The following is a 16,100-nucleotide window of genomic DNA, read 5'->3' as shown; positions in this document are numbered from 1 at the left end:
CCGCACCCTGCTTAGACGTAAAAACGAAAGGTTCATGATGAAGAAATCTATCGGCGTCGTCGCTGCCGCCGCAGCCATCGCCCTATCCCTGTCCGCCTGCGGAGGCTCCGCGCCGGCATCCACCGAGGCCAAGGGAGAAATCAATTACTGGCTTTGGGACGCGAACCAGCTTCCGGCCTACCAGCAGTGCGCTGACGATTTCACCAAGGCCAACCCTGACATCAAAGTAAAGGTCACCCAGCGTGGCTGGGACGACTACTGGACCACCCTGACCAACGGTTTTGTTGCCGGGACTGCCCCTGACGTTTTCACAAACCACCTGGCCAAGTACCCGGAGTTCGCCTCCAAGAAGCAACTCCTCGCACTGGACGACGCCGTCAAGAACGACAAGCTTGACCTGGAGGTCTACAACAAGGGCCTGACCGATCTCTGGGTGACTGAAGACGGAAAACGCTACGGGCTGCCCAAGGACTGGGACACCATCGCGTTGTTCTACAACAAGAAGCTGATCGCCGATGCCGGTTACACCGAGGAGCAGCTGAAGGGCCTTGACTGGAACGCCAAGGACGGCGGCAGCTACGAAAAAGCGATCGCCCACCTGACCGTGGACAAGAACGGCGTGCGTGGAGACGAGTCCGGCTTCGACAAGAACAACGTTGCAGTTTACGGACTGGGGCTGGAAAACTCCGGAGCCGGCACGGGCCAGACCCAGTGGAGCTTCCTTAGCGCCACCATGGGTTGGACCCACACGGACAAGAACCCGTGGGGCAAGGAATTCAACTATGACGATCCCAAGTTCCAGGAAACGATCGCTTGGTGGACCGGGCTCGTAGAAAAGGGCTACATGCCCAAGCTGGAAACCACAGTCGGCGCCAGCGTGGCCGACAACTTCGGTGCAGGTAAGGCCGCCATCAACACCAACGGCTCCTGGATGATCGGCCAGTACACCAGCTACAAGGGAGTGGAAACCGGCATTGCCCCCACCCCCAAGGGACCGGACGGCAAGCGGGCCAGCATGTTCAACGGGCTGGCCGACTCCATTTGGGCCGGCACCAAGAACCCAGCAGCTTCAGTCAAGTGGGTCGAGTACCTGGCCTCTGCCGACTGCCAGGACGTTGTAGCTTCCAAGGCTGTGGTGTTCCCCGCCATCAGCACCTCCTCGGAACTCGCCGCCAAGGCCTTCGAGGCCAAGGGAATCGATGTCAGCGCCTTCACCACCCACGTCAAGGACGAAACCACGTTCCTCCTCCCGATCGCAGATAAGGCGGCGAAGGTTGAAGGCATCATGAAGCCGGCCATGGACGCTGTCCTGTCAGGCAAGAAGCCGGCCAGCTCGTTGAGCGAAGCCAACGATCAGGTCAACGCCCTCTTCAAGTAAGAACCCAGCTAGCAGTTCCGGGGCCCGCTTTGCGCGCTTGATCCACTCGAGCGTGTAAAGCGGGCCCTGCAATGATCGAATTTTTTGTACAGAAAGAGACTTATCAATGGATCCCCTGCACCTCCGTTCCGCCGGCACCAGCTTGGTGATGAGCTTCGACAACGGGGAGGCTGAGGTCATTCATTGGGGGGCTGATCTCGGCGCCGCGCTGCCGGACCTCTCCATCCTCGGCGAGCCCATTCCGCCGTCGTCGGTGGACGCGACGGTTCCCGCAGGCCTGCTTCCCCAGGCGTCCTCCAGCTGGCGCGGTCGCCCCGCCCTCCGCGGTCACAGGATTTCCGACGGCGTCTCCGGCCTCGACTTCTCGGTTCGCCTCCGGGCGGTGAAAGCCTCCGTGGTCGCCACAGGTGACGTTCCCGGGAAAGGTACTTCCGCCGTCGTCGTCCAGGCTGATGAGGAAGCCGGAATTACGGTGGAGTCCTCCCTCACCCTTCACGACGGCGGGCTGCTGGAGCTGCGGCACACCGTCACCAATACGGGATCATCGCCGTTCCAGCTGGATGAGCTGGCCACCGTCCTTCCCGTGGGACCGGACGCCGTGGAACTCCTTGACCTGACGGGCCGCTGGTGCCGCGAACGCCACCCCCAGCGCCGGTCCATCCAGCAGGGGACGTGGGTCCGAACCGGACGCCACGGACGCACCGGCCACGATTCCTCACTCCTGTTCGCCGCAGGCAGCGCCGGCTTCGGCAACCGCCACGGCAAGGTCTGGGCAACCCACCTGGCCTGGAGCGGCAACCACGAACAGTTCGCCGACACCATCGCTGACGGCCGCACCATGATTGGCGGCTCGGAACTCCTCGGTTCAGCCGAAGTGATCCTCGAGCCCGGAACGAGCTACACCACCCCCGCCCTGTTCGCGGCATACTCGGACCGCGGCCTGGACGGCATCAGCGAGGCCTTCTACAGCTGGTTCCGCGCCAGGCCTCACCACGTACTCCCGGCGGCCGGTGGCGGAAAACCGCGGCCAGTGGTCCTCAACGTCTGGGAGGCCGTGTACTTCGACCACCGCCTCGACACTCTGATCGAGCTCGCAGATTCCGCCGCCGATCTCGGGGTAGAACGGTTTGTGCTCGATGACGGCTGGTTCCTTGGCCGTCGCAACGACCAGGCGGGCTTGGGCGACTGGTACGTTGACGACGCCCTGTGGCCTGACGGACTTCACCCGCTCATCGATGCCGTCAATGCCCGTGGCATGGAGTTCGGCCTCTGGGTGGAGCCGGAAATGGTCAACCTTGATTCGGACACAGCCAGGGCACACCCCGAATGGATTGTAGGCCCGGCAAGCTTGTCCTATAAGGACGGCGGCAGGCTGGCTTTGCCCTGGCGTTCCCAGCACATCATTGACCTCGTCAATCCTGACGCCTGGCAGTTCATTTTTGACCGGATCGATTCCCTCCTCCGGGAATACAAGATCAGCTACCTCAAATGGGACCAGAACCGTGACCTGACTGAGCACGGGCACGCAGGGCGCGCCTCTGTCCACGAACAGACGCTGGCCGCCTACCGGTTGTTCGACGAGCTCCGCAAGGCGCATCCCGGCGTCGAAATCGAGAGCTGCTCTTCAGGAGGTGCCAGGGTGGACCTGGGCATCCTTGAACGCACCGACCGGATCTGGGCATCGGACTGCAACGACGCCCTCGAACGCCAGACCATCCAGCGCTGGACCGGGCTGGTAGTACCGCCGGAACTGGTCGGTGGCCATGTTGGTCCCACCACGTCCCACACCACCGCCCGGACCCATGACCTGTCCTTCCGCGCGATCACTGCCCTGTTCGGACACTTCGGGATGGAGTGGGACGTCCGTGAAGTACAAGGCCCGGAGCGTGAGGAGCTCCAGCGCTTTATCGCCTTGTACAAGGAGCACCGGGGCCTCATCCACTCCGGCACGATGATCAGGGCTGATGTCCCCAAGGGTTCCCTGATGCTCCACGGGGTCGTACCTGCTTCCTCGCCGGAACCTGGTGAAACCGGCGGATTGTTTGCGGTGGTGAGCACGGGGACCGGTTTCGCCGAGCAGCCCGGAAGAATCGCCATTCCCGGCCTTGTTCCCGAACAGCCTTACCGCGTCGAGGCCATCTTCCCGGCCCCTGGTGATGCTGACTATGGACATACCTTCACCCAGACGCAGCCGCCTGCCTGGCTTAATTCAGGAGCCGAAGCGACAGGACGGTTCCTCGCGGAAGTCGGCCTGCCGATGCCCATTCTCAACCCCGAGCATGCCTTGGTCCTGAAGTTCACCAGCTTGTAGCTAGCACTGTGCAGCGAGCACTTGATACGAACAGGCCGTGCCGGCCCGAAAGGGCCGGCACGGTTTGATCGATAAGCAGCCTCAGCAGGAGCCGTCAGCTCCGGGCGTCGACGAGCACCACTTCAAATTCGGTGGCGCCCAACATGAATTTCGCGTTCGGCAAGGCGAGCGTTCCGCCAATCAGGGCAGCCGTCGTCGGAATCAAGAAGGCCGGACTGGTGATGACTTCCTCAACAACGCCCGAGGACAGTGTGGCATCCAACTGGATGCGGCTGACCTGATTGCTGAAGTTCTGAACCGCCCAGATGGTGTTGCCTTGAGCGATGATGCCGTCAACGTTGGTCAACACCACCGGGTTTCCGGCAGTGTCGGTGACCATGATCGGTGCACTGCCGCCGGCTTCGGGGTCAACGGTGAACAGGGTGCCCAGTCCGGAGTGTGCCACAATCAGCGTCTGGCCGCCGCGGACGGCCGTGATCCCGTTGACGTTGAATCCGAAGGTGTCGTTGGCGGCCGGGCCACTCAAGGGGAGGACTTCAAAGGTCCCCAGGTTCCCCTGGTTGTCAACAGGGATGAAGTAGAGCACTCCTTCGAATGAGTTGGTGAACCAGGCGCCTTCTTGGGTGAGGGTGACATCGTTGATGAAACCCGTTCCCGCAGGCGCGAGCTGGTAGGTGGCAACGGTGTCGCCGGTTTGCAGGTCATAGACGTAGGCCTGGCCGGTGCCGCCTCCTGCGACGAACAGGAGGTCGTTCTTCACATCCACTTTCATGCCGGCGGCTGCCCGGCCTTCCGGAGCCGTGATGAACTCTTCGGCCGTCCCTGTACGGATGTCCCCGCGGTAAATATCACCGCTCACAAGATCTCCAGCAAAGAACGTGGTTCCCTTACCGGCAGCAATCCCCTCAGCTCCTTCTGCTTCGGGGAGATCGATGACGGTAGTCCCCCCGTTTGAGGCCTGGGGCGCGGCCAACGTTGCAGGTGCGGCCAGCAGCAGGGCCGCCAGCGCGGCAATCGTTGCGGCGGCATTGCGGAATAACGTGAATTTCCTGGCATTTGTAGACATGATTCTCCCCGCTTCGGGTTCTTCCGTGCGGGCTTTTTCTGGGTACGAACGGGCTACTCCGCACGATGGTTTTTCCAGTGTAGGCAACCCCGCCACGAGTAGCCATAGCTCCCCACTGGACCACTTTTCAGGCAGCCAAACGGCCCAGCCGGGAGGAGATTGCCGAGCCGAGCAGGAGCACGCGAAACGTTCGTTCTGTAGCTTCCCTGAGAAGCATCGCGCCCTCTGCCACAGCACGGTCCATGTCCATGGGAATCGGGATAATTCCCGAAATAGCGTCGATCCCGGCGGCGTGAACGTCGTGGGCATCCTTACCGATCGATCCGGCGAAGGCCAGAACCGGGACACCCGCTGCCTGCGCCCGTTTTGCCACTTCGGCTGGCACTTTTCCCCGGGGAGTTTGGAAGTCAATAGCTCCTTCGGCGGTGACCACCAGGTCCGCGTCAGCGATGCAGGCATCCAGGTCGATTCCAGCCAGCCCGGAATCCAGCAGCAGCTCCAAGCGAGGCACCAGGTTGGCTCCAATCGCTGCCAGACCTGCCCCTAAACCCCCGGACGCCCCTGTCCCTGCTCCGGTCCTGAGATCCAGTTCAGACTTGCCCGACGCCGCGGCAAGCACCGCTGCCCACCGATCGAAACCAGAGGAGAGGACCTCGACCTGTTCCGGCGTGGCTCCTTTCTGGGGTCCAAAAACCCGCGCCACTCCCTGGGGACCACACAGAACGTTGAAAGGATTAAGGGCAAGATCGATCCTGCAGGCCGCCAACCTGGCATCCAGTGTGCTGAGATCAATTCCCTCAACCTTCGCCAAGGACTGCCCTCCCTCCTCCAGCGCCTCCCCGTTCGAGCCATGAATTCGTGCCCCAAGAGCCCGCAAGGCGCCCGCACCGCCGTCGGACGTTCCGGAATCCCCGCAGCCCACAATGATCCGCTCCGCACCTTCATCCAGAGCGGCCAGAATGAGTTCTCCCACACCGCGGGTAGAAGTCAGGCCTGGATTTCGGCAGTCCTTGGGTACCAGCTTCAAACCGGCCGCTGCGGCCATTTCCACCACCGCCGTCCTGCCCGCCGCTCCGCCGAGCATGGCGAAATGCGACGATACTTTCTGACCGAGCGGCCCTGTCACCTCCCGGGTCACGATCCTTCCCCCGGTGGCCGCCGCCAGGGCAACAGCCGTACCTTCGCCGCCGTCGGCCAGCGGAACTGATCTGACCTGAACGCCGGGGATCACCTGCCGTATGCCCGCGGCTATGGCGGCTGCGACCTCCACAGCATCGAGACTTTCCTTGAATCCTGAAGGAGCCACGAGGATCCTTTGCGGAATGGACATGACCATTGGAGCCACCTTTAGCTAGTGGTTAGTGGGACGGAAAGAGCGGAAGGCCCATGTGCGGCCAGACAAAAAAGCTGAAAAGCAGGACGACGACGGCATTGGCCGGACCCAGCCACGCCGAGAGCCGCAGGAGATCGCGGGGCTCGTAATTGGCTTGGCCATCGGTTTCGGCGAAGAGAGCGACGGGTTTGGCTGAGCTCGTAAGGGTGTGGCAGAAACCGGCAGCAGCTGTCGATGCGAAGGCCGCGGCCACAGGGTCAACACCCATCGCCCCGGCTGACGCCACCACGATGGGGATAAGCACTGCCGAACGCGCCGAACGGGATTGGATGACCAGATGAGCAGAAGTGGAAATTGCCACGACGGCGACCACAAAAATCACCGGTTTGGCAGGACCAAGCAATTCCACGGGGCCCAGGAGCGATGAAGCCAGCCAATGAGCCGCACCCGATGTCACGAGGCTGGATCCCAAGGCAAGGGTGGCGGCCATAAAAATGAGCATGGACCAGGGCACTTTCTTGAGAGCGGCACCCAGTTTGACTGAGCCGTAGTACGGCGAGGACACCACCAGCGCACCGATCAGGGCTACGAGTGCAGGCTCCAGTCCGTGGATGGGTTCGGTGCACCAAAGGACCACAACAGCGCCGAGCAGCAAGAGCGATCGGTGCTCGTCCAGATCCAGTGGACCCTTCAGCCTGGTTACAGATTGCTCCTGGAGCTGGCCGATGTTGACGCGGAGGCCCTGGGACTGATCGCTTTTGCTGGTGAAAAGCCGGAGTACGAGCTCGGTGGCCAGCACGGACGAGACCATGGCCAGAGGGAGCCCAAGAAGCAGCCAGGACGCGAAGTCGAAGCCCCGGAGTCCTGCCGATTCGAGGACCTGGCTGGTAATCAGGTGTGCTCCGGCCCCTAGGAAGGAACTCACGGCCGACAACAGAATCACCGTCGGGAAAAGAATCGACAGCATTTTCGTCACGTTCGGCCGGTCCCGCAGGGACCCACGCAGCGCAAGGAAGATGGGAAGGGCCAGCGCGGCCCGTCCGGATGTCGCAGGAATCGCGAAGGCCGTCACTACGAGTCCAAGGGAAGTCAGGTGAGCCAACTGCCGTACATTACGGGCTCCCGTGATTACAAAGGCCGCGCCGCGGGCGGCAAGCCCTGTCGAGGCTACCGCGCTGGCGATGACAAAGGCGGCCATCAACAGCCAGATGGATTCTTCACCGAGGGCGTGGAAGAGGCTCTGCGTGGGCAAAGTTCCGCTGATCACCAGAGCGACGGCGGCGCCGAGGGCAACATAGGTGTCCTCCACCTTCGTGAAAATCCAGAACCACACGGCTCCAACGAAGATGCACAAAGTGATAGCAGCGTGGGCGCTGAGGCCCTGCCCGTACAGCACGGTGGCAGTCAGCCCGGCCATGGCACCAAGTGCAACGAGAAGCGATATCGCCGACGCCAGGGAAAGGACGCCGGAGGGACGCCACTTGTTCATTTCCCTGACGGTGCGTTCCACCGAGGAGGGCGCAGTCGATTCGAAATAGATGGTTTTCATCGCAGCCGGTAACCCGCTCCGCGGAGGGTTTCGAGCCTGTCCGCTCCGATTTTCCCCCGCAGGGCACGTACGTAGACGTCCACGACGTTGGAGGCAGGATCAAAATCAAGGTTCCAGGCGTGGGATATGAGCTGCTCCCGTGTAAGCACCTGCCCGGGATGTCGGAGGAAAACTTCCAGCAAGGAGAACTCCCTTGCCGTCAGATCGGTGTCCGTGTCACCGCAGCGTACGCGGCGGCTGCGGAGGTCCAGCTCAAGGTCGCCATGTTGGAGCGCCATCGTCATGCCCGGTTGGGCGTCGTCCTGGAGCCGGAGCCGGATCCGGGCCAGAAGCTCCGCGAACTGGAATGGCTTGGTCATGTAGTCATTGGCGCCGCTTTCCAGCCCGTACACAGTGTCTGAGACCGAATCGCTGGCCGTGAGCACAATCACCGGGGTCTTGGAGCCTTCGCCCCGGAGCTGGGCCAGAACCTCAAAACCGTTCAGGGTGGGCAGCCCGATGTCGAGGATCAACATGTCGAACTCACCAGATCTGGCAAGCAGAAGTGCGCTGGCGCCGTCATCCACCACAAGGCATGAGTAAGCTGCGGCGCTGAGGCCCTTCTCGATGAACCCGGCGATGCGTGGATCGTCTTCGGCAACAAGGATCCTGCTCATGCCTGCCCCTTTCGTGAGACATCAGCTCGTGACCCATCAGCGGGGCTCGTGACTGATTCGTGGTCATGTTGGTCGTGTTCCGGCTGGTCCGGAGCAGGAATAGTCAGACCGAAAGTGGCACCTTTCCCTGCGCTGCTGCGCAGCCACGCGGTCCCGTGGTGTGCCTCAGCGATACTGAGCACAATGGCCAGCCCGAGGCCGGCTCCTGGCCTGGAGCGTGGAGACGTCCGTGAGGCTTCCCCGCGGTGAAACCGTCCAAAAATTGCCGCTGCTTCATCCTCAGCCACTCCCATGCCCTTGTCCGCAACCCAGATGGAGAACGTTCTTCCCGCCCCCTCCCCGGCAAAGGAAGAGCCCAATGAGACCGTGGATCCCTCTTCCGAGTATTGGCAGGCGTTGGTAGCCAGCTGCAGTACAGCCTGTGTGATGCGCTGCGGATCCGCCTTCAGATTGCCCTCTGCGATCTCCAGAATCGGCCATCCCCGGTGTCCAAGGGTCTGGGCCTTCGCTTCAATGTCCAGAAGCAACGATGCGGCGTCAACATCCTGCAGCCTGGTGAAGCCGGGCCTGTCCACCTTCGCCAGGAGGAGCAGGTCAGTCACGATCCGTCCCATCCTGGCCAGCTCATCATCAACGAGCGCCAAGGTCCTCTGCCTGTCATTCGGGTTGTCTTCCATCAGTTCCAGATGGCCCCTGATAACCGTTATTGGCGTCCGCAGCTCATGTGACGCATCATCCACGAAGGCCCGTTGGGTCCTGTATGCCACCTCCAGACGGTCAAGCATTGTGTTGAACGTGACGGCCAGGGCCGAGATGTCGTCATTTCCCTGCACGGGGACGCGGGCCGTGAGGTCGCTCTCGGAGATGTCCGCGGCCACGCGCCGGACCTCCCGGACAGGACGCAGGATCTGGCCTGCCACCAGCCATGCCATTCCGGCGGTGACGGCCAAGCCACCGAGGGACACGAAGAAGATGATGAGAGTGGTAGCCGCTACTCCGGCCAGCCGGGGAGCCATGTAGTAGCCGACAATCAAGTAGCCTGTTTCCGGCCCCGAGACAATGGGCAACCTGGCCCAGTGGAGCTCGCCGCCTGTGGTCTGGGCAATTCCGGAAGAAGCAGTCCCTGTCCGGATGGAATCAATGAGGGCCTTGTCCTCCGGAAGCCGATGGCTGATCGACGAGGAGTGGAGTGCCCCCGTGGGCGTATAGAGAACGCGCCGGTCCACGCTGCCAAGGATCACTTCATCCTGGGCTGCCGATTGGCGGCTCAGATACCGTTCGAGCATCTTCTCGATGCTGGTGAATGGCTTGGCGGTGGTTGGATCGACACCTTCCGCCGAGAACGCCCGGAATTCACTGAGCTCCTGTGCGATGGCCTCATGGGCCTCGGTCCGTGCATGGTTCACCATCAGCGAGCGCACAGTGAGCAGCACAGCCAACAGCGTCAGAGCGGTTGTGAAGAGAATCCAACCCGCGATACGCCAACGTGCCGGCACCCTCGAGCCGAGCCTCTGCCCGCGGACATTCCCGCTGCCGCGGGCTGTCTCCCCGGCGGGCGAAGGCGGCCCGGCGGGCGACGGCGGCTCGGCGGGCGACGGCGGCTCAGTCGGGCCGGGCGCTTCCACGGTATCGGCAGCTCCGGGTACGTCGAGTCTTTGGTCAGCCTCCACAGTTCGGTTCACGTCCCCCCGCACCGCCATCAGTCATCTCCGTCTTCGACGTCGTCGTCATCTATGACAACCGGCGGCACCACCGGTGCTGGCCCCGGAGCCGCGGGCGGCGGCTCCGGGGCCGGGACGGGAGCGGGTTCAGGTTGACCTGGCGCCGGGACGCCAGATGGCGTTGGCGCCGGCGTTGGCGCCGGCGTTGGCGCCGGCGTTGGCGCCGGGGCTGGGCCCGGCCCTTGTTGCGGTTCCAAAGCAGGCACAGGAGGCGCGCCGGGCACGGAACCGAGTTTCACGGGTTTGGCATCCACATCGGGAGGACCGGCGGGCGCTGCCAACAGGCTTCCCCCCAAGGCAAGAAGCACCGGCGCTACCAGCACCGCTGCCATCAATAGAGCCCGTCGCATCATTTCCATGTACTCATCGTGTCAGCCGCTCATGAAGCTCCCATGAAACGCCTGTGAAAAAATCTTCATCTCGGCGGGACCACCGAAGCCGGGAACCAACATCCCCTAGAGTTGGGGCATGAACGACGCACAGCCAGCCAACGGACGCAGCCGCGGAACCATCCTCATTCTCAATGGGCCCAACCTGAATCTGCTCGGAACCCGGGAACCTGAAAAGTACGGTACCGCGACGCTCGCTGACATCGAGCAGCTCGCCAAAGACACAGCTGCCGCCCATGGCCTGGACGTCGAATGCTTCCAGTCCAACCACGAAGGCGCACTGGTGGACGCCATCCATGCTGCCCGAGGCAAGGCCGTAGGGATCGTGCTGAACGCCGGAGCGTACACGCACACGTCGGTGGCCATCCGGGATGCGATCTCTGCGGTGCACCTGCCCACCGTTGAGGTCCATATCACCAACGTCCATGCCCGCGAGGCCTTCAGGCACCACTCCTACCTCTCGGATGTCAGCAAAGCGGTGATTGCCGGTGCCGGGATCATGGGCTACCGGTTCGCCGTCGAGTACCTGGCAGCGCTTGGTTCCGGAAACGCCTGACAATGGCTTCCGGCGGTTCTGCAACTGCTGACTGGTACAGGACCTTCGGGACCGTTGATGCCCCGGGTTCCTCCGACTGCTACGCGGAATGGGCCTTGGGGGTGGCGCGGGATCCGGAACTGATCCGGCTCATTGACGAACTGCCACACACGAAGCGTCAACCGCTGCTGCTATTTGCCGCTGCACGCTTCCTCGGCGCTGACGTGAGCCCGTACCCCCAATTCCGGAACTTCCTGGAGTCCCACTGGTCCGAGGTGACACGGACGGTGCTGTCCCGCGCCACGCAGACCAATGAGGTAGGTCGTTGCGCCACGCTGCTGCCATCGCTGGGCCTGATCGCGAGCCAGGAAGAGCGGCCTTTGGCCCTGATCGAGGTGGGCGCCTCCGCCGGGTTGGCTTTGTTTCCGGACAAATACCGTTACGAGTTCGACGCCGGGACCCAGGTCGCGCGCCTTTCGCCAACGGGTCCGGGAGCCAGCCTTGCAAACAGCCCGCTCCTGAGGTGTGCCACCGCGGGCCCGGTGCCCTTACCCCCGCAACTGCCCACTGTGGTGTGGCGCGCAGGGATTGACCTGAACCCGTTGGACGTCCGCAATCCTGACGACGTTGCCTGGCTTGAAGCCCTCGTCTGGCCTGAGCAGGAATTCCGTCGCGAACGCCTGCACCAGGCCATTGCCATCGCCCAGCTGGAGCCTCCTTTGCTGCTGGCCGGGCATCTGAATGAGCAACTGCAGACCCTTGTTGACCAGGCTCCGGCAGATGCAGCGCTCGTGGTTTTCCACAGCGCCGTCATGGGCTATCTGAGCAGCAGGGAGAGGGCTCAGTTCCAGGCAATCATGGCAAACCTCACGGCGCGTGGCAGTCATTGGCTGTCCAACGAGGGCAACACCGTCATCGAGCAAGAGGACGGATCAAGCGTTGTTCCGAGCATTGACGAGGCCCGGCTCAAAGGGCGTTTCCTGGTCTCACATAACAGTGAGCCGGTTGCCATCGCCGGTCCGCACGGTCAAAGCCTCGAATGGCTCTAGCTCACGCTGAGGACGCTACTTCTGGATGCACTGGCCCGGGGATACGGCATCGGTGAGCGAGGGCGCCTGGGCGGCCACGGGATTGAGGTCATCCATGGGAATCGCGAAGCCCAATGCGGCGTCCGACGTCGCCTTGGCGAAGATTACTCCTGCCACCTGTCCGTCAACGGTCAGGAGCGGGCCGCCTGAATTACCTGGCTGGACGTCCCCGGCGAGCCGATAGACGTCGTCGGGCGTTGGATTATTGCCGTAGATATCGGGCACCAGCACAGTGGCAATGTCCTGGACCGTGGCCGGTTTGGACTGGAACGGGCCGCCATGGGGGTAGCCGGCAAACGCCGCCGGGCTGCCGTTGGGAAGGTCGGGGCTCAGCCCCAGCGGCGCCGAGGGCAGTCCCTCAACTGCCAGGACGGCGAGGTCACGCTGGCCGTCGAAGTACACCACCCGCCCGGGGTACGCCCCGCCGTCGGGCAGCTCCACAACAGGCTGCGACACGCCCGCCACGACATGGGCGTTCGTCACTACCCTGCCGGGCGAAACAACAAAGCCGGTACCGGTCTGGTTCTGCCCGCATTGGTAGGCGGTTCCGGCAATTTTCAGGACGGACTGGGCGGCCCGGTTCAGTCCCGGAGTGTCGGTGCTGGCATTCGGAACCTGGACTGGTTGGCCTTGGCCGAAGCCCTCGATCAGGGTGGGAATGCCATTGCCTATGACAGTGGAACGCAGCTGCGCCATTGTGGCTTTGACAGGCGTCGGCGTCAGGCCGTCGATGAATCTGATCACCTTGGACTCGGCCAGTTGCTGCGAGACAAACGGGACACCCAGTGCACTGATGCTGAACGCAAGCATGGACATAACGAGAGCCGCCACCACAACGTTGACGGCGCCGCCTACCCCGCGGTCGACAGCCCGCAAAGGCTGAATTCGCACGGCGCTGCGGACTCTCCGGCCGATAGCCGTCCCCAGTGCATGCCCCAAAACCATGAGGACGACGGCGGTGCCAATGACCGCTGTGAGCCGCCAACCGGTGTCCTCAACGAAATCACTGACGAGGGGTATGGAGACAAAGGCCGCAACTGCCCCTACCGCGAATCCGGCAATTCCACCGAGGGTTACCAGAAAGCCGTTGCGCAGACCATAGATCAGATAGGACAAGAGCGTCAGAATCAGCGCCAGGTCCAAAACGGTCAAGCCGAACACCAAGGCTCCTTACATACAGTTAGGATCCGATTCTACTGGCGAAGTCTGACAGTTTGCCTTCAATGGGGTGACCCCGGCGGACGCCGCCGGGCAGTCGATCCTCGTCCATCCGGCCCTCCGCCGGGCTCTCTTCAGCGCCGTTCCGGGCGTTTCCCGTGCCAAGTACGTCACAGAACCGCCAAAATTCTGGAACAATGGCAAAAGCGCCCACAGCCGACACTTTTACTCAGGAGATTTCATGGACATCGAGGTATTGCGCCGCGCACCCCTTTTCGCCACGCTCGACGACGAAGCTTTCCGTCTGCTGACGGACGAACTCACCGAGGTGGACCTGTCGCGCGGAGCGTCGGTCTTCCGCGAAGGCGACCAGGGTGACCAGCTGTACTTCATCGTCTCGGGCAAGGTAAAGCTCGGCCGCACCTCCCCCGACGGCCGCGAGTCCCTGTTGGCGATCCTTGGCCCGGGCGAGCTTTTCGGCGAAATGGCCCTGTTTGACCCGAGCCCGCGCACAGCAACGGCCACGGCTGTCTCTGAAACACGGCTGGCAGGGTTGAGGAATGAAAGCCTCAACGCCCTCCTTCGCACCCGTCCAGAGGTTTCGGCCCAGCTGCTGCAGGCCCTTGCCCGCCGGCTCCGCCGCACCAACGACTCCCTCTCAGACCTCGTCTTCTCGGATGTCCCCGGCCGCGTGGCTAAGGCCCTCCTGGATCTCGCTGACCGCTTCGGCCGTCCGGCAACCGACGGCGTACTGGTGGCCCACGAACTCACGCAGGAAGAACTCGCCCAGCTTGTCGGCGCTTCCCGCGAAACCGTGAACAAGGCTCTGGCCGAATTCGTGCAGCGTGGCTGGTTGCGCCTGGAAGCGCGCGCCGTCGTAATCCTGGACATGCAGCGCCTCCGCCAGCGCTCCCGCTAGTCCTTACTGGTCTAGGGTTCGCCGGCAAGCAGCCTTTCGCCGTCGAACGCTAGTCCTTACTGGTCTAGGGTTCGCCGGCAAGCAGCCTTTCGCCGTCGCTTAGACACGCTCGATAGGCGCCACTCCGGTCGCTGGGCGACCTATGTGCCGCGATCGACCTCGATGCGCTCCTACGCGAAAGACCGCTGGCCGCCTTGTGCCGATCTTGCCTCCTGCTATCGAACGCAAAAGGCCCGAAGGTCCGGCATCCGGAAGCGTGCGTCCAAGCGAGGAACGAGCGAGCACGCGGAGGATGTCGGGCTTCGGGCCAAGTACGAGCAGGGCGGCCGGCGCAAGCCAAAGACTTACCGCTCCCGCTGAGGCTCCCCGGCTACCGTCTTTGCTGCCTCGACTTCGAGCATGAGCTTCCCGCCCTCTTCCACGAGCTTTGGCTGATACACGTGTGGCTTGCGCTTGTAGCTCAGGTAGGCGATGCAGCCATTCGCCGCCGCCATTTTCTCGAGCATGATCTCCGACCCCGGCACCAGGAGCTCTCCGAGGGTCAGGCCCACGGTGTTTTCCTGACCTACTTCATCACCGAGCGCCGTGGTTTCGCGCTCTTCGATGACCCGTTTGGCGCACACCCAGCGGCCCCACACGCCCTTGCTTTCCAAGAGTGTGGGCTGCTGATTCACAGGCACAGTCGCGGCAAAATAGCGTGTGTTGAAACGGTGATGGGCAAAATCCGGGCTGAGCCAGTTGACGAGGGGCTTCAGCAGGTCCGTCCGCAGGGACAGCCCACGCTTGGCGAGGACTTCCGTGAAGGACTTTTCCTGGTTTGCCACAGCTTCACGTGCCCGCATCCATTCCGGAGTGGAATTTGCTTCGACAGTGGTGGAAAGGTCAGGACCGGCCAACAGCACGCCGGTTTCCTCGAAAAGTTCGCGGATGGCGCCGACGATGTGACGGCGGGCGAGTCCGACGTCGTCCGTTCCCATCTGCTCGGCCCAATGCTGCGGTGAGGGGCCTAGCCAGCCGAGGGGGTCGTCGTCGAAGGTGTCAAGGGAGCCGCCCGGGAAGGCGAGCACTCCAAGAGGTGAAGACCCTGGACGGTAGCCCAGCCAGGTCTCCAGGCCGGTGGGCGAATCCCTGAGCAGGACGACGGATGAGGCGAGGCGGGGCGCACGTGGCGTCCGCTCGCCATGTTCGAGCCAGCTGCGTGCTGCCCCCTCAAGTTCCGGGGGCAACACAAACAGGCGACGGGCTAACTGCGGCAAAGGGAACGACCGGCCTTAGGCGAACTCGGCAATCAGGTCCACTTCAACCGGAGAGTCAAGGGGTAGGACTGAAACACCGACGGCGGCGCGTGCGTGCTGCCCCGCCTCGCCGAAGACTTTCCCCAGCAGTTCGGAGGCACCGTTGATGACTCCCGGCTGGCCAGTGAAGGACGGGTCTGACGAGACGTAGCCGACAACCTTGACGATCCGTGTGATGCGGTCAAGGTCACCGATGACGCTTTTGACGGCGGCGAGCGCGTTGACTGCGCACACTGCAGCGTAGTGCTTGGCGTCTTCCGGGGAGACTGTCGGTTCGTCGGCGTAGCCCTCCGAACCGGTGGACACTTTGCCCGTAGCTTCGAGTTTGCCGTTAATAAAGGGCAGCTGGCCGGAGGTGTAGACGTGGTTGCCGGAGATCAGGGCCGGGACGTAGGCGGCCACCGGGGCAGCCACCTCGGGCAGGGTCAGTCCCAGCTCGGCGAGTCGTTGCTCGACGGCGGATGCCGGTGCGTCAGATGCCGCGGCGTCAGTGTTTGCGGGGCTTGTCATGCTACTGCTTCTCCCTTTTCAGGTAGGCAACCAGGCCGTTACCTTCAGGACCTGGAACAACTTGGACCAGCTCCCAGCCGTCGTCTCCCCACTGGTCAAGGATCTGCTTTGTGGCGTGAATAATGAGCGGAATCGTGGCGTACTCCCATTTGGTCATGAGAGAAAGACTAGTCCTACCCGCTAAAGTGGAAA

15 protein-coding genes are annotated in these 16,100 nt (G+C 62.9%); 5 read left to right on the top strand and 10 right to left on the bottom strand.

Annotation, left to right across the window (positions count from 1 at the left end; genetic code table 11):
• Positions 1-37 precede the first annotated feature (37 nt).
• The gene (locus MU551_RS04585; protein WP_247041127.1) at positions 38-1,378 is read left to right on the top strand and encodes an ABC transporter substrate-binding protein; all 1,341 of its coding nucleotides are present in this window, start codon (positions 38-40) and stop codon (positions 1,376-1,378) included.
• 106 nt (positions 1,379-1,484) lie between these two features.
• Positions 1,485-3,689, top strand: a complete 2,205-nt coding sequence (locus tag MU551_RS04580; protein ID WP_247040995.1) for an alpha-galactosidase — start codon at positions 1,485-1,487, stop codon at positions 3,687-3,689.
• A 94-nt stretch (positions 3,690-3,783) separates the two neighbouring features.
• Here the strand turns inward: MU551_RS04580 and MU551_RS04575 are convergent, their stop codons facing one another.
• The 6 genes from MU551_RS04575 to MU551_RS04550 form a co-directional block, all read right to left on the bottom strand.
• Positions 3,784-4,755 carry an SMP-30/gluconolactonase/LRE family protein gene (locus MU551_RS04575; RefSeq protein ID WP_247040991.1) on the bottom strand — a complete coding sequence of 324 codons (972 nt, stop codon included), beginning with the start codon at positions 4,753-4,755 and terminating at the stop codon, positions 3,784-3,786.
• A 127-nt stretch (positions 4,756-4,882) separates the two neighbouring features.
• The gene (locus tag MU551_RS04570) at positions 4,883-6,091 is read right to left on the bottom strand and encodes a glycerate kinase family protein (protein ID WP_247040989.1); all 1,209 of its coding nucleotides are present in this window, start codon (positions 6,089-6,091) and stop codon (positions 4,883-4,885) included.
• A 22-nt stretch (positions 6,092-6,113) separates the two neighbouring features.
• The gene (locus MU551_RS04565) at positions 6,114-7,637 is read right to left on the bottom strand and encodes an SLC13 family permease (RefSeq protein ID WP_247040987.1); all 1,524 of its coding nucleotides are present in this window, start codon (positions 7,635-7,637) and stop codon (positions 6,114-6,116) included.
• On the bottom strand, positions 7,634-8,293 hold the full coding sequence (locus tag MU551_RS04560; protein WP_247040986.1) for a response regulator transcription factor: 660 nt from the start codon (positions 8,291-8,293) through the stop codon (positions 7,634-7,636). The genes MU551_RS04565 and MU551_RS04560 overlap by 4 nt, the downstream gene beginning before the upstream one ends.
• Positions 8,290-9,975: a sensor histidine kinase gene (locus tag MU551_RS23470; protein WP_247040985.1), complete on the bottom strand. Its 1,686-nt coding sequence runs from the start codon at positions 9,973-9,975 to the stop codon at positions 8,290-8,292. Before MU551_RS23470 ends, MU551_RS04560 begins: the two co-directional genes overlap by 4 nt.
• A 17-nt stretch (positions 9,976-9,992) precedes the next feature.
• A complete protein-coding gene (locus tag MU551_RS04550) occupies positions 9,993-10,373 on the bottom strand; it encodes a hypothetical protein (RefSeq protein ID WP_247040984.1) in 381 nt (126 codons plus the stop codon).
• A 109-nt stretch (positions 10,374-10,482) separates the two neighbouring features.
• On the opposite strand from MU551_RS04550, the gene aroQ reads away from it, so the two are divergent.
• Together aroQ and MU551_RS04540 are read left to right on the top strand one after the other, a co-directional pair.
• Entirely contained in the window at positions 10,483-10,959 is a 477-nt protein-coding gene (gene aroQ, locus MU551_RS04545) for a type II 3-dehydroquinate dehydratase (RefSeq protein WP_247040982.1), read from the top strand.
• A gap of 2 nt (positions 10,960-10,961) precedes the next feature.
• Entirely contained in the window at positions 10,962-11,987 is a 1,026-nt protein-coding gene (locus MU551_RS04540; RefSeq protein WP_247040980.1) for a DUF2332 domain-containing protein, read from the top strand.
• Positions 11,988-12,002: 15 nt separating this feature from the next.
• On the opposite strand, the gene MU551_RS04535 is transcribed toward MU551_RS04540, so the two are convergent.
• Positions 12,003-13,187 carry a MarP family serine protease gene (locus MU551_RS04535; protein ID WP_247040978.1) on the bottom strand — a complete coding sequence of 395 codons (1,185 nt, stop codon included), beginning with the start codon at positions 13,185-13,187 and terminating at the stop codon, positions 12,003-12,005.
• 238 nt (positions 13,188-13,425) lie between these two features.
• On the opposite strand from MU551_RS04535, the gene MU551_RS04530 reads away from it, so the two are divergent.
• Entirely contained in the window at positions 13,426-14,103 is a 678-nt protein-coding gene (locus tag MU551_RS04530; protein ID WP_214961308.1) for a Crp/Fnr family transcriptional regulator, read from the top strand.
• A gap of 344 nt (positions 14,104-14,447) precedes the next feature.
• Here MU551_RS04530 and MU551_RS04525 read toward each other — a convergent pair whose 3' ends face one another.
• The 3 genes from MU551_RS04525 to sp36 are packed head-to-tail and all read right to left on the bottom strand — an operon-like array spanning position 14,448 to position 16,065.
• On the bottom strand, positions 14,448-15,359 hold the full coding sequence (locus tag MU551_RS04525; protein WP_247040976.1) for an NUDIX hydrolase: 912 nt from the start codon (positions 15,357-15,359) through the stop codon (positions 14,448-14,450).
• A gap of 15 nt (positions 15,360-15,374) precedes the next feature.
• On the bottom strand, positions 15,375-15,908 hold the full coding sequence (locus MU551_RS04520; RefSeq protein WP_247040974.1) for a RidA family protein: 534 nt from the start codon (positions 15,906-15,908) through the stop codon (positions 15,375-15,377).
• 1 nt (position 15,909) lies between these two features.
• Positions 15,910-16,065, bottom strand: a complete 156-nt coding sequence (gene sp36, locus MU551_RS04515; protein WP_144671455.1) for a Sp36 family protein — start codon at positions 16,063-16,065, stop codon at positions 15,910-15,912.
• Between the last annotated feature and the right edge of the window lie 35 nt (positions 16,066-16,100).

It is taken from the genome of Arthrobacter rhizosphaerae (assembly GCF_023062595.1).
In the GTDB taxonomy this organism is placed as follows: Bacteria; Actinomycetota; Actinomycetes; order Actinomycetales; family Micrococcaceae; genus Arthrobacter; species Arthrobacter rhizosphaerae.
The sequence above is the reverse complement of the archived record's forward strand: the minus strand, read 5'-3'. Positions and strand labels throughout refer to the sequence as shown.